Below are 13,856 nucleotides of genomic sequence, written 5' to 3' on the forward strand. Positions count from 1 at the left end.
TCCTTCGGGGTGCTGTCCCACTACTACGGCCGCGAGGCCGGCCTGGAGCTGCGCGAGGACATCGACACGGTCCTGGAGCCGGGCATGGTCGTGTCCATGGAACCGATGATCACCGTCCCCGAGGGCGAGCCCGGGGCCGGCGGCTACCGCGAGCACGACATCCTCGTCGTCGGCCAGGACGGGGCGGAGAACATCACCAAGTTCCCCTACGGCCCCGAGCACAACATCGTCCCCGCCTAGACGCCCGGCGCGGGTGGCGCCGTCCACGGACGGCGCCACCCGCACTCCGCCTCGACAGCCATGGAGGTGAAGGACACTAGAAACGCCCGGCGCTACAACAGGAACATCGGACTCCGGATCGCTCCCCCAGTTGTGTTGACCCCGTCCAGGACCCGCCATGCACCACCCGAGAGCAGCACCTGAGGACGTCATCACCATCATCGGGCGCATGGGGTTTGTCGCGTGGAGAATAGGGAACCCTATGACTCTTTCATCTGACAACACCTCCCCCGCCGCGGAAGCCCGCACGGCCTCGGTCGTCTCCAACGCCATCAGCGTGCTGCGCTGCTTCTCAGCACAGGAACCTCAACTGGGCGTCACCGAGATCGCGAGCCGGGTCGGTCTGCACAAGAGCACGGTCTCGCGCATCCTCGCCACCCTCGAGCAAGAGAACCTGGTGGAACGCGATCCCCAGACCCGGCGCTTCCGCCTGGGGCTGGGCCTGATCACCATGACCGGGCCCCTGCTGGCCGACCTCGACGAACGCCGCGTGGCCTACCCCGTGCTCCAGGAACTCACCGAGCAGACCGGAGAGACCAGCGCCCTTATGGTCTGGAACGGCAACGAGGCCGTCTGCGTAGAACAGATTCCCAGCCCCCAGCAGATCAAGCACACCACCCCGCTGGGCACCCGATACAACACCGCCCTCAGCGCCTCGGTGCAGATCTTCCTCACCGCTCAACCCTCCGAACGGGTCCGAGCCCTGCTTCTCTCAGGCACCATCAACCACTTCAGCGCCACCGAAACCGGCATCGACACCTACGTGGAACTTCTCCGCGACGTCCGCGCAGAAAGCGTGGCCGTCAACTACGGCAAGACCTCCGTGGACGAAGTGGGCGTGGCCACCCCCGTCTTCGACCACCGTGACGAACTGATCGCGGCCGTGATGATCGCAGCACCGCGCTACCGAGTCACCGAAGAACAGGTCACCCACCTCGTGGCCGCCTGCAAAGCCGCCTCCGAAAAAGTATCCCAACGGCTCGGGTGCGCTGCACGGACTCAGTGATCCGCTCGTCCTTCCCGAACGGTTTCGTATCTGGAGTCCTCGGCCCACAAGCACGCTGAAAACCCGAAACCCAAGCCTCCGCATCACACGACACTCCGCCGCACAGTTCGACGGAAACCGTCGACCGGTAGGCACGGATGTTGAGGAGGCGGGAGTCGGCCATGTCGTCGGGGCTATTGACGTCATCCATCCGTCCAGCATCGCGTCGAACACCCGCTCGTCGACGCGGAACAGTCCCACGCCGGCGTCGGCCCGGATGGCAGGGGCCTGGCCCGATGCAGCATCCATCGGCATCTCTCGTCACCGTGGAATCGTGCATCTGATGCAGGAAATCTACGTTGATCAGCGCCGCGGCAACACCCTCGTGAGCCATCTGACGTCCGGCGCAGTCTGGCGGACCGCGGTGCGCCGCGGAACTGGGACAGAATCGGCCGGACGGGAGTTCCAACAGATGCGAGAACTCCCGTGGGTTACCGGCCGCCAACCCGCCTTATGTCAGGTTGCACTACTCGCTGATCTCCTGACTAAGGGGTCGTGTGGCCCCACCCCTCTGTCTCTGTGGCGCTTTGGCGAAAGCCAGCAGGTACTGCCTCGACCGGCTCAGGCGCTCCAGCGGGGTGATGACCACCGTGTCACCGGGGGCCGGCCGGCTTCTCGGAGGCTTGCCGTCGTGGGTTGGTCAGCGTCACCCCGACGCTGGCGAGGATCACCAGGGCGATGGCCAGATTGCGCAGCATCCCGGATTCCTGGTCGAGCAGGATCCAGCCGAACAGGGCCGCGAAGGCCGGTTCTAGGCTGAGCAGGATGCTGAAGACCGGGGCGGGCAGCCGGCGCAGTGCGGAGAGCTCCAGGGTGTAGGGGATCACCGAGGCCAACAGCGCGGTCACCAGCGCCAGACCCACCAGCACCGGGTCATTGAGCGCCCCGATGGCCCCGGGTGCGCCGAGGGGTGCGACCACGAGGGTGGCCACCACCAGTGCCGCGGCCAGTCCTCCCGCCCCGGGCACCAGTTGCCCCACCCGGGCACTGGTCAGGACATATCCGGCCCAGAACACCCCGGCAACCAGGGCCAGCACCACCCCGACCGGGTCCAGGGTCGCGCCCAATGCGCTGTCCAGGCCCAACAGGGCCATCCCCCCGAGGGCGACGGCCACCCACAGCCCGTCCAGCAGCCGGCGGGCCAGAACCGCAGCCAGTACCAGTGGGCCCAGGAACTCGATGGACACCGCCGCCCCGAGCGGGATCCGCTCCAGGGAGGCGTAGAAGAAGCCGTTCATGCATCCCAGCGCCGCGCCGAAGAGCACCACTGCCGTCCACTGCTTCCGGGTCCACGTCCGGACCTGCGGCCGGACCATGACCAGCAGGATGACGGCGGCCATGCCCAGTCGCAGCGTGGTCACTCCCCAAGCCCCCAGGTGCGGGAACAGCTGCACGGCCACGGCGGCACCGAACTGCAGCGAGATGCAGGACCCGATGACCAGTCCGACGCCGGCCAGCGTGTTCCGCGCGGGGGACTGCTGGATGCCCGGCCCGGTCGGTGTCGGCGCGGAGGCGGAAGGGGCGCCCGAGGTGGGGGCGGCCGGCGCCGGGGCACCCGCCGTGGGAATCTCCGCCGGCCGGCGGGCGGGGGCGATCAGGGGCAGCGGATTGGTCGAGGGAGTCACGAGTCCATGCTCGTCGACCCATATTGTGCAGTCCAGCAACTCTTTCTCAAATCTACTGTTGAGCACAGCTACACAGTAGGATCGGCCCATGTTGTCCTTGCCTCGTCTTCGGCTGCTGCGGGAGGTACACCGCACCGGCTCGCTTACGGCCGCTGCCCGGACACTGAACTACACCCCCTCGGCGGTCTCCCAACAGCTCAAGCTGCTCGAGCGCGAGACCGGCGCGACCCTGCTCGAGGCGGTCGGGCGCGGAGTGCGGCTGACCCCGGCCGCCCAGGGACTGGTCGGGCACACCGAGCGGATCCTGGCCACCCTGGAGGAGGCCGAGGCCGAACTGGCCGCAGCCCAGGATGCGGTGCGCGGCACCCTGCGCGTAGCCGCCTTCCAGAGCGCGATGCTCACGGTGGCCCCCACCGTCCTGGACGCCCTGGCCCGCGACCACCCCGACCTGCACGTGACCATCACCCAGCGCGAGGTGGAGGACGCCTTCGCGGGGTTGCTCGCCCATGAGTTCGACCTCATCATCAGCGAGGAGTATCTCGGGCGCCCGGACCCCCTGCGCGAGGGAGTGGACCGTGTGGAACTGCTGCGCGATCCCCTCCACCTTGCCCTGCCGCTGAAGGGCCCGTGGTCCGCGCGCCCTCGCTCCCTGTCCGACCTCGGGCAGGCTCCGTGGGCCCTGGACCCGGCCGACACGCCCACCGGTGCCTGGGCGCGGGCCGTGTGCCGGCAGGCCGGTTTCGAACCACAGGTGCGCATTGACACCCTCAATCCGCTGCTCCAGGTCGACTTCGTCCGCTCCGGCCACGCCGTGGCCTTCGTCCCGGCCCTACTGGGGACCCGACACCTGAACAGCGTCCGATCCGTGGGGTTGGCCGGGGCCCCCTATCGACTCCTGTCCATCCAGGTGCGCTCCGGTCGCACCCGGCACCCCGCCGTCGTCGCCTGCCGAACAGCCATCGTCGAGGCCGTGGCCCACATGAGCGCGGACACACCGGAGTGGACCCTGCACTGAGCCGGCCTCGCTGCTCGAGAGCTGCTCCGCCGCCACGAACCACTCCACTCCTACGGCCGGCAGCGGCACACCAGGGGGATTGTAAGAACAACGATGTGTGAGGGTCCGGCCTGATCCGAAAGGAGACGGCCGTGTCAGAGTCCACGACCGAGATGACAGGCATGACGATCGATCCCGTGACCGGAGAGATCATCGATCAGAAGGACCTAGCCGAGCGGCTGCTCGCCCAGGCGAAGGAGCAAGGCGTGAGCCTGGTCGGGCCCGGCGGACTGATCAACCAGCTCACGAAGAACGTGCTGGAAACCGCCCTGGAAGCCGAGCTGACCGAACACCTCGGGCACGACCACGGGCAGATCCCGATTGCGGCCAACATGCGCAACGGCACGATGTCGAAGACCGTGCTGACCGAGATCGGCCCGGTCGAGATCGAGGTGCCCCGGGACCGGGACGGGTCCTTCGAGCCGGTGATCGTGCCCAAGCGCAAGCGGCGTCTGGACGGGATCGATCAGATCGTGCTCTCGCTGTCGGCCCGCGGGCTGACCACCGGGGAGATCGCGGTGCACTTCGAGGAGGTCTCCGGGGCGAAGGTTTCCAAGGACACCATCAGTCGGATCACCGAGAAGGTCGCCGGCGAGCTGGCCGCGTGGTCTTCGCGTCCGCTGGACCCGCTCTATCCGGTGCTCTTCATCGACGCGGTCGTGGTGAAGGTCCGCGACGGGCAGGTGCGCAACACGCCGTTCTACGTCGTCATGGGCGTGACCGTGCACGGGGAACGCGACATCCTCGGGATCTGGGCCGGCGACGGCGCCGAAGGCGCCCGGTTCTGGCTGCAGGTCTTCTCCGAGCTGAAGAACCGGGGCGTCGAGGACGTGCTCATGGCCGTCTGCGACGGGCTCAAGGGCCTGCCGGAGGCGATCAGCACCACCTGGACGCAGACGGTGGTTCAGCAGTGCATCGTGCACCTGATCCGCAACTCCTTCCGCTACGCCGGCCGCCAGCACCGTGACGGGATCGTCAAGGCGCTCAAACCGGTCTACACCGCGCCTTCAGAACAAGCGGCAAAGGACCGGTTCACCGAGTTCACGGCCGAGTGGGGCCAGCGGTATCCGGCGATCGTGCAGCTGTGGGAGTCCTCCTGGGCTTCAATTCGTGCCGTTCCTCGGGTGCGACGTGGAGATCCGCCGGGTGATCTGCACGACGAACACGATCGAGTCGATCAACGCCCGCTACCGGCGGGCAGTGCGGGCGCGCGGACACTTCCCGAACGAAGTTGCTGCGCTGAAGTGCCTCTACCTCGTCACCCGGTCTCTTGATCCGACCGGCGGCGGTAGAGCACGCTGGGTGATGAGGTGGAAGCCGGCGCTGAACGCGTTCGCGATCACCTTCGCCGGACGGTTCGAGAGAACCGCTCACTGATGAAAACCGCCGGGCCCCACACGCCGTTTATCGGACAGTCCCGGTCGGGATCCCCGAGCAGCCGCTGCGCCTGGATGATGTGCGGGACCGTGGCCACCGCGTCCTCCAAGGCCTCCGAGGTGTCGTGGTCGGCCGCGTACATGATGGCGAACATCAGGGAGGCGAGGTTCAGCCCCAGGGCATGGGCGGCCATCTGCTCCCGCATCGACAGCTCCGGTGGATCCGAGAATCCTCAGCCGGTGCCGGTTTCTTGGAGATCCATTCTCTGGAGGATCGTGGCGGAAATTTCTTCCACGGACATGAAGGCTGAGTTGAGGTGGGGGATGTCGTTGAGGGCGTACATCTGCTGGGCGTTGCGCAGTTCCCAGGTGCATTGGGGCAGGGAGGCGTAGATGGTGCCCGGGCGTCTTTCCTGGCGGACCTGGCTCAGTCGCAGGGGTTGGGAGGTGAGTCCGAAGCACTTGGTCGCGTAGGCGGCGATGGGTGCCGGCAGGGACCGGTGGGCGAAGTCTTCGTCGACCAGGGGGAAGTTCGCGGTGCGGATGCCGTGCTGCAGGGCCAGGTACATGCTGGTGGGGGTCTTGCCGCAGCGTGAGGGGGCGATGAGGATCAGATCGGCCCGTTCCAGGGCGCGGATAGATTGCCCGTCGTCGTGTTCCATGGCGTACTCGACGGCTGTCATCCGCGACTGGTAGCGGATGGCGTCGCCGAGCCCGTGGGCCCTGCCGGGTTGAGGGTTCGCGGTGGTGTGCAGGGCGGCTTCGAGCTGGTGGATGTGGGAGCCGAAGAGGTCCACGAAGTACCCGGCGCCAGCCTCGAGGATGCCGCGCAGGTGCGGGTCCACGACGGTGGAGAACACCACGGTGGTGCGCCCGGTTTCCGCAGCGGTGGTGATCCGGGCCGCGACCTGGTGGGCGTGCTCGGCGGTGGTGAGGAAGGGCACGGTGTGGCGTTCAAAGCGCTGGGCCGGGAACTGGGTGATGAGGGTGTTGCCGAGGGTCTCGGCGGTGATGCCGGTGCTGTCGGAGACGAAGAACGCCACCGGGCAGGAGTCGGTCACGGGTGCCTCCGCTGTCTTCTCGTCGGGATGTCCGGTGGTCCGGGTGGGGGGTGGGGCTGGTGCCCTGGTCCTGGCGGAGGCGGCACCAGGACCAGGGTGCTCACACGGCAGGCTGTGCTGTGGTGGTGGCCAGGGCCAGCCAGGTGTCCACCACGGCGTCGGGGTTCAGGGACACGGAGTCGATGCCCTGGCCCAGCAGCCAGGCGGCCAGCTCGGGGTGGTCGCTGGGGCCCTGGCCGCAGATCCCGACGTACTTGCCGCTCTCCTTGCAGGCGGTGATGGCCATTTCCAGCAGCTTCTTCACCGCCGGGTCGCGTTCGTCGAAGGAGGAGGCGACCAGGGCGGAATCGCGGTCCAGGCCCAGGGTGAGCTGGGTGAGGTCGTTGGAGCCGATGGAGAACCCGTCGAAGTGCTCCAGGAACTGCCCGGCCAGCAGCGCGTTGGCCGGCAGCTCGCACATCATCACGATCTCCAGACCCTCCTCCCCGCGCCGCAGTCCGTTGGCGGTCAGCAGCTCGATTACACCCTGAGCTTCGTCGAGGGTGCGCACGAAGGGGACCATGAGCTTGATGTTTCTCAGTCCCATGGTGGTGCGGGCGTGGACGACCGCTGCGCACTCGAGCTCGAAGGCGGCCCGGAAGCTCTCCGAGAGGTACCGGGAAGCACCCCGGAACCCGAGCATCGGGTTCTCCTCGGCGGGTTCGAACTCGGGCCCGCCCAGCAGGTTGGCATACTCGTTGGACTTGAAGTCCGACAGCCTGATGATCACCGGCTCAGGGGCGAAGGCCGCGGCGATCGTGGCGATGCCTTCGGCCAGGCGCTGGACGTAGTACTCGCGCGGTCCGTCGTAGGCGGTGATCCGCTCCTGGATCTGGGCTGCCACCGCGGCCGGCAGCTCGGGGGACCCGTTCTGCAGGGCGAGCAGGGCCAGGGGGTGGATGCCGATCTGGCGGTTGATGATGAACTCCAACCGGGCCAGCCCCACCCCGTGGTGGGGCAGCTGGGCGAAGGAGAACGCCTGCTCGGGGGTGCCGACGTTCATCATCACTTTCAGCGGTGCTTCCGGCATCGACCCCAGGGCCGTCTCCTCCACGGTGTAGTCCAGCAGGCCTTCGTAGACCAGGCCCTCCTCGCCTTCGGCGCAGGAGACCGTCACCGGGTCCCCCTCGGCCAGGACCTCGGTGGCGTCCCCGGCGCCCACGACGGCGGGGATGCCCAGTTCCCGGGCGATGATCGCCGCGTGGCAGGTGCGCCCGCCGCGGTCGGTGACGATCGCGGCGGCCTTCTTCATGATCGGCTCCCAGTCCGGATCCGTCATCGAGGCCACGAGCACGTCCCCGGCCTGGAAGGACGCCATCTGCTCGACCGACTTCAGCACCCGCACCCGTCCGGCTCCGATCCGCTGGCCGATGGCCCGCCCCTGGGCCACCACCGTGCCGGTCTCGTGGAGCCGGTAGCGGGCCACGGCCCCGGCCCCACGGCGGGAGACCACGGTCTCGGGGCGGGCCTGGAGGATGTAGAGGTTTCCGTCGGTGCCGTCCAGGCCCCACTCGATGTCCATCGGGCGGCCGTAGTGGTCCTCGATCGCCACCGCGTAGCGGGCCAGCTGCTCCACCTGTGTGTCGGTGAGGCTGAACCTCCCCCGCTGCGCCTGCGGCACGGGGACGAAACCCACGGTCTCCCCGAGCTCCTGGGAGTCGGTGTAGGTCATCTGCAGGGCCTTGTCCCCGAGCCCGCGCTTGAGCACCGCCGGGCGCCCGGCGGCCAGGGCCGGCTTGTGGACGTAGAACTCGTCCGGGTTCACCGCCCCCTGCACCACCGCCTCCCCGAGCCCGTAGGAGGAGGTGATGAACACCGCGTCGGTGAACCCGGACTCGGTGTCCATGGTGAACATCACCCCTGAGGCGCCGACGTCCGAGCGCACCATCCGCTGCACCCCGGCCGAGAGCGCCACCTCGGCGTGGGCGAAGCCGTGGTGGACCCGGTAGGCGATCGCCCGGTCGTTGTAGAGGGAGGCGAAGACGTCCTTGACCGCCGCCAGCACGTTCTCCACCCCGCGGATGTTGAGGTACGTCTCCTGCTGCCCGGCGAAGGAGGCGTCGGGCAGGTCTTCGGCGGTCGCACTGGAGCGCACTGCCCAGGACACTCCTGCCGGGTGGGTCCCGGCCACTTTCTCGTAGGCATCCCGGATCCCGGTCTCCAGTGCGTCCGGCAGCGGTGCGTTGCGGATCAGGGACCGGATGTGCGCACCGGCGGCGGCCAGAGCAGTCACGTCGGCGGTGTCCAGGCCCTCCAGGGTCTGGGCGATCCGCGTGTTCAGGCCGTCGGTGGCCAGGAACTGGCGGAACGCGGTGGCGGTGGTGGCGAAACCACCGGGCACCTGCACCCCGGCGTTGCTGAGGTTGCGGATCAGCTCGCCCAAAGAGGCGTTCTTGCCGCCGACCTCCTCGAGGTCGGAGAGGTCGATGTCAGTGAAAGGAAGGACAGAGGTCATGAAGGACTCCTTCGGTGGGCGCCGCCCGGGCGGGGTGCCAGTGGATCGGGGATCGGTTCTGCCCGCCGGCCCGGCCGCAGGAACATCAGCGGTCGGGACCGACCGGCTCCTGCCGGGGCAGGGGCCCAGGGCAGGGGACGGGGTGGTTCGGGGGCGGTGAAAGGTTCAGTTGGTGGGGCGCAGTAGCAGCAGCAGGTCTCCACCGGTGACCTGAGTGACCCCGGTCAGTGCGACCCGGACGACGGTGCCGCCGGTGGGGGCGGTGATGGAGGCCTCCATCTTCATGGCCTCGATGGTGGCGACCTGCCCGCCGGCCTCGATGAGGTCACCTTCGGCGACCGTGACGGTCACGGCCCCGGCGAAGGGTGCGGCCACGTGGCCGGGGTCGGACGGGTCGGCCTTCTCGGTCTCGGGCACCGAGGAGGCGATCGAGGTGTCGCGGACCTCGATCATCCGGGGCTGGCCGTTGAGGGTGACCATCACGGTGCGCATGCCCTTGTCGTCGGGCTCCGAGATGGCCTGCAGGGTCACCAGCAGCCGCACCCCCTTGCCGAGGGAGATCACGTGCTCCCGGTCGGTGGTCAGCCCGTAGAGGAAGTCGCGGGTGTGCAGCACGGTGACGTCGCCGTACCTGGCCCGGACCGCCTCGTAGTCCCGGGTCGGGCCGGCGAACAGCAGCCGGTTCAGCGTGGCCCGCCGGGTCGCCGGGTCCCCGGCCAGGGCCTGCGAGTCCTCCGGGGCCAGCTCCGTGATCCCGACCTTGACGTTGCGGCCCTCCAGGGCCTTGGAGCGGAACGGTTCGGGCCACCCGCCGGGGGGCGTGCCGAGCTCCCCGGCGAGGAAGCTGATCACCGAGTCCGGGATGTCGAACTTCTGCGGATTCGCCTCGAACTCGGCCGGGTCCACGCCCATGCCCACCAGCTGCAGGGCGAGATCGCCCACGACCTTCGACGAGGGGGTGACCTTGACCAGCCTGCCGAGCATGGCGTTGGCGGCGGTGTACATGTCCTCGATCGCCTCGAACCGCTCCCCCAGCCCCAGCGCGATGGCCTGCTGGCGCAGGTTCGACAGCTGCCCGCCCGGGATCTCGTGCCGGTACACGCGCCCGGTCGGGGCGGTGAGCCCGGACTCGAAGGGGGCGTACATCGCCCGGATGACCTCCCAGTAGGGCTCCAGGGCGGTCGCGGCCTCCAGGGGGATGCCGGTGTCCCGGTCGGTGTGGGCCAGGGCCGCGATCAGCGCCGACGCGGGCACCTGGGAGGTCGTGCCGGCCATCGAGGCCTCGGCCACGTCCACCGCGTCCACGCCCGCGTCGATCGCGGCCATGAGCGTGGCGAGCTGCCCGCCGGCGGTGTCGTGGGTGTGCAGGTGCACGGGCAGGTCGAAGCGCTCCCGCAGGGCCGTCACCAGCTTCGCCGCCGCGGCGGGGCGCAGGAGCCCGGCCATGTCCTTGATCGCCAGCACGTGGGCCCCGGCGTCGACGCACTGCTGGGCGAGCTCGAGGTAGTAGTCCAGGGTGTAGAGCTCCTCGGCCGGGTCCAGCAGGTCCCCGGTGTAGCACAGGGCGACCTCGGCGACCGCGGTGCCCGTCTTGCGCACGGCCTCGATGGCCGGGGCCATCTGCTCCACGTCGTTGAGGGCGTCGAAGATCCGGAAGATGTCCACCCCGGTGGCCGCGGCCTCGGCCACGAACGCGTCCGTCACCTCGGTCGGGTACGGGGTGTAGCCCACGGTGTTGCGCCCGCGCAGCAGCATCTGGATCGGGATGTTCGGCATCGCCTCGCGCAGCAGCCGCAGCCGCTCCCACGGGTCCTCCCCGAGGAAGCGCAGTGCGACGTCGTAGGTCGCCCCGCCCCAGGCCTCCACGGACAGCAGCTGCGGCAGCGTGTGGGCGTAGGCCGGGGCCGCAGCGAGCAGGTCCCGGGTGCGCACCCGGGTGGCGAGCAGGGATTGGTGGGCGTCGCGGAAGGTGGTGTCGGTGACCGCCACCGCGGTCTGGGCCCGCAGCGCGGCCGCGAAGCCTTCGGGGCCCAGCTCCTGGAGGCGTTGCCGCCACCCGTCCGGCGGGGTGTGCGCCGAGGGCCCGTCGAAGGGGGAGCGCAACGGCTCGTCCTGCTTGTCCCCCGGGTAGTGGGGAAGCTTGGTGCGCGGGTCGATACCTTCCACCCGGGGGCCGTGGGGCTGGTTGACGGTGACCTCGGCCAGCCAGGTCAGCGCCTTGGTGGCCCGGTCCCCGGAAATCTTGCCTTCGAGCAGCTCGGGGCGGGATTCGATGAAATCGGTGGCGACCTCTCCGGCGAGGAACTGCGGGTCGGCGAGCACGGCCTGGAGGAACTGGATGTTGGTGGCCACCCCGCGGATCCGGAACTCGGCCAGGGCACGCTGGGACCGGTGCACCGCGGTGGCGTAGTCCCGTCCCCGGCAGATGAGTTTGACCAGCATGGAGTCGAAGTGCGGGGAGATCTCCGCCCCGGCGTAGACGGTGCCGCTGTCCAGGCGGACCCCGGCGCCGCCGGCGGAGCGGTAGGCGGAGATCTTCCCCACGTCTGGGCGGAACCCGTTGGCCGGGTCCTCCGTGGTGATCCGGCACTGCAGGGCCGCCCCGCGCACGGTGAGCTCGTCCTGGGCGATGCGCAGGTCCGCCAGGGTCTTACCGGCCGCGATCCGCAGCTGCGAGGCGACCAGATCCACATCGGTGATCTCCTCGGTCACCGTGTGCTCCACCTGGATCCGCGGGTTCATCTCGATGAACACGTGCTGACCGGCCCGTTCCCCGGCCGTGTCCACGAGGAACTCCACGGTCCCGGCGTTGACGTAGCCCAGCTCCCTGGCGAACTTCACGGCGTCGGCGTGCAGGGCCTGGCGGATCCCCTCGTCGAGGTTCGGGGCCGGGGCGATCTCGATCACCTTCTGGTGCCGGCGCTGGACGGAGCAGTCGCGTTCGAACAGGTGCACGGTCTCCCCCGACGCGTCCGCCAGGATCTGGACCTCGATGTGCCGAGGCCGCAGCACGGCTTGTTCGACGAACATGGTGGGGTCTCCGAAGGCGGTGTCGGCCTCGCGCATCGCCGCCGCCAGGGCTTCGGGCAGCGCCTCGGGGGTCTCAACCCGGCGCATGCCGCGGCCCCCGCCGCCGGCGACGGCCTTCACGAACACGGGGAAGCCGATCCGCTCGGCCTCCCCGAGCAGGTAGTCCACCTCCGAGGAGGGGGCGGAGGAGTCCAGGGTGGGGATCCCGGCCCGCTTGGCGGCCTTGAGCGCCTCCACCTTGTTCCCGGCCAGTTCCAGGATCTCGGCCCGCGGGCCGACGAAGGTGATGCCCTCCGCGGCCGCCGCGCGGGCCAGGTCCGGGTTCTCCGAGAGGAACCCGTAGCCGGGGTAGATCGCGTCCGCCCCGGACTCCTTGGCCACCCGGACGATCTCCTCGACGTCGAGATAGGCCCGCACGGGGTGGCCCTCCTCCCCGATCTGGTAGGCCTCATCGGCCTTCTGCCGGTGGATCGAGTTGCGGTCCTCGTACGGGAACACCGCCACCGTCTTGGCACCCAGCTCGTAGGCGGCGCGGAAAGCGCGGATCGCGATCTCGCCGCGGTTGGCGACCAGGATCTTGGAGAACATTGACACCCGTTCCGCACCCGGGCGCTCCATTGGAGGCCCGGGTGCTGTGTTGTGAATTTCTGACAAGGTCAACTGCGAAGGAGAAACGGCCGGCACGGCAGGGACCACCGCCCAGGCAGGGTCCGCCGTGCTCGGGCAGGGCGGACCCGGGCCCTCGGGGCCGCGATGGGGCCGGGGTGCCGAGCGGATCCGCGACGGTGCCTCTGCGCGTGCTGCGGTTCACGCGCCATCCGGGCCTGTCAGCCGAGCAGGATCACGTCGAGCGTCCGGGGCCCGTGCACGCCTTCGACGCGTTCGAGCTCGATGTCCGAGGTCGCCGAGGGCCCGGAGATCATGGTGACCGGGGCCGTGGGCTCCACCAGGGCCAGCGCCTCGGGGATCAGCTCCACCACCGTCTCAACGGGCACCACGCAGATGTGGTGGTCGGGGACCAGGCTGATCGCCCGCCGGCCCTCGTCGGGACGGCCGGTGAGGAAGATCGTCCCGGTCTCCGCGCAGGAGACGGTCGAGGACGTCACCACCGCGTCCACGGCGTTGAGCTCCCGCACCCCCAGGGCCGAGGCGTCGCGGGCGTCATTGGGATCCACCAGCACCCGGCGGGCGGCGGTGTCCTCCGGCAACCAGGCGGTGTCTAGACCGACCGGGACCACATACCGGGCGGAGACCCCCAGCAGCTGGGCGATCCGCCCCGGCAGGGACGCGGGGGTCTCGTGGTGCACCGAGGCCTTGTAGTCGACCAGCCGGTCCACGAGCATCTCGATGACCTCCTCAGCCGCACGCTCCGAGACGCGGCGATAGGTGCGCTGCGCCGGTGCAGGGGTAGGCGCGTCGTGCAGCGCCCCGCGGATCCGGTTGAGGATCTCGGTCTTGGCCTCGCTCATCGTGCTCCCCCGTCGTCTTCGGTGTCGCTCTCGGCCCCATCCGGTGCGGTACTGCCCGCATCCGGGCCGGCGGCCGGGCCGCCGTCGGCGGCCACCCGTTCCTGGGTCTCCTCGGCGTGCTTGGCCCACCAATGGCGGAAAGACTCCTTCGGCGGGGCGGGGATGTCGCGCTCATCGGTCCAGCCCCCGGCGATCCCGGGCAACCAGGAGATCGCCCGATCCTTGCCCGCCACCGCCCTCCCCAACGGCAGACCCTTCTCGGCCAACCCCATCCGGGTGCCCGAGGACATCACCACCGAAGCGCCCTTCATCATCAAATCCATCTGGGAGGGCACCCGTGGGGTGGGCTTGCTGCGCACGTCTTCGTCGCGCAGGTGCACGAGGATCTCGGGGATGTTGATCTTCACCGGGCACACGTCGTAG

At 69.4% G+C, this 13,856-nt stretch carries 9 protein-coding genes and 2 pseudogenes; 4 read left to right on the forward strand and 7 right to left on the reverse strand.

Going from position 1 to position 13,856, the window contains the following annotated elements:
* On the forward strand, positions 1-240 hold a 240-nt coding region (locus tag QYM41_RS17015), incomplete at its 5' end, for a M24 family metallopeptidase (RefSeq protein ID WP_368800960.1).
* 241 nt (positions 241-481) lie between these two features.
* Positions 482-1,285, forward strand: a complete 804-nt coding sequence (locus QYM41_RS17020; RefSeq protein WP_368800961.1) for an IclR family transcriptional regulator — start codon at positions 482-484, stop codon at positions 1,283-1,285.
* A gap of 632 nt (positions 1,286-1,917) precedes the next feature.
* Here QYM41_RS17020 and QYM41_RS17025 read toward each other — a convergent pair.
* Entirely contained in the window at positions 1,918-3,039 is a 1,122-nt protein-coding gene (locus tag QYM41_RS17025; protein WP_368800962.1) for an EamA family transporter, read from the reverse strand.
* Here QYM41_RS17025 and QYM41_RS17030 point away from each other — a divergent pair.
* Positions 3,038-3,964 carry a LysR family transcriptional regulator gene (locus tag QYM41_RS17030; RefSeq protein WP_368800963.1) on the forward strand — a complete coding sequence of 309 codons (927 nt, stop codon included), beginning with the start codon at positions 3,038-3,040 and terminating at the stop codon, positions 3,962-3,964. The two genes, QYM41_RS17025 and QYM41_RS17030, sit on opposite strands and share 2 nt — an antisense overlap.
* Positions 3,965-4,125: 161 nt before the next feature.
* A pseudogene (locus QYM41_RS17035) lies at positions 4,126-5,380 on the forward strand (IS256 family transposase).
* On the opposite strand, the gene QYM41_RS17040 reads toward QYM41_RS17035, so the two are convergent.
* The 6 genes and pseudogenes from QYM41_RS17040 to QYM41_RS17065 all read right to left on the reverse strand — a co-directional run.
* On the reverse strand, positions 5,343-5,585 hold the full coding sequence (locus QYM41_RS17040) for a hypothetical protein (RefSeq protein ID WP_368800964.1): 243 nt from the start codon (positions 5,583-5,585) through the stop codon (positions 5,343-5,345). The pseudogene QYM41_RS17035 and the gene QYM41_RS17040 overlap by 38 nt on opposite strands.
* 27 nt (positions 5,586-5,612) lie before the next feature.
* Positions 5,613-6,440 carry a pyruvate, water dikinase regulatory protein gene (locus QYM41_RS17045; RefSeq protein ID WP_368800965.1) on the reverse strand — a complete coding sequence of 276 codons (828 nt, stop codon included), beginning with the start codon at positions 6,438-6,440 and terminating at the stop codon, positions 5,613-5,615.
* A 100-nt stretch (positions 6,441-6,540) separates the two neighbouring features.
* Entirely contained in the window at positions 6,541-8,934 is a 2,394-nt protein-coding gene (gene ppsA / locus QYM41_RS17050) for a phosphoenolpyruvate synthase (RefSeq protein WP_368800966.1), read from the reverse strand.
* A gap of 165 nt (positions 8,935-9,099) precedes the next feature.
* Positions 9,100-12,552: a pyruvate carboxylase gene (locus tag QYM41_RS17055; protein WP_368800967.1), complete on the reverse strand. Its 3,453-nt coding sequence runs from the start codon at positions 12,550-12,552 to the stop codon at positions 9,100-9,102.
* 239 nt (positions 12,553-12,791) lie between these two features.
* On the reverse strand, positions 12,792-13,433 hold the full coding sequence (locus QYM41_RS17060) for a LutC/YkgG family protein (protein WP_368800968.1): 642 nt from the start codon (positions 13,431-13,433) through the stop codon (positions 12,792-12,794).
* A pseudogene (locus tag QYM41_RS17065) lies at positions 13,430-13,856 on the reverse strand ((4Fe-4S)-binding protein); the annotation flags it as partial. The gene QYM41_RS17060 and the pseudogene QYM41_RS17065, both read right to left, overlap by 4 nt.

This window comes from Kocuria oxytropis, from assembly GCF_040981195.1.
GTDB classification, from domain to species: Bacteria; Actinomycetota; Actinomycetes; order Actinomycetales; family Micrococcaceae; genus Kocuria; species Kocuria oxytropis.